This is a genomic window from Streptococcus mitis, assembly GCF_946188585.1.
In the GTDB taxonomy this organism is placed as follows: Bacteria; Bacillota; Bacilli; order Lactobacillales; family Streptococcaceae; genus Streptococcus; species Streptococcus mitis_DG.
Window position 1 is genome coordinate 1 of record NZ_CAMHVI010000066.1, and the last position, 229, is coordinate 229.

1 protein-coding gene is annotated in these 229 nt (G+C 49.8%); it reads left to right on the plus strand.

Annotated features, from left to right (window positions below; genetic code table 11):
- A partial coding sequence (locus tag N8M66_RS09405; RefSeq protein WP_261047262.1) for a hypothetical protein occupies positions 1–229 on the plus strand: 229 nt, incomplete at both ends.

The window sequence follows — 229 nt, forward strand, 5'->3', positions numbered from 1 at the left end:
TACTTGCTGACGTGCTTGCAGATGTACTTGCGCTTGTTGAAGCTGATGTACTTGCAGATGTACTTGCGCTCGTTGAAGCTGATGTGCTTGCACTTGTTGAAGCCGATGTACTTGCTGATGTACTTGCTCTTGTTGAAGCTGATGTTCTAGCTGATGTACTTGCTGACGTGCTTGCTGTTGTACTTGCGGTTGTGGAAGCGGAGGGTCTTGCTGACGTGCTGGCGGATGG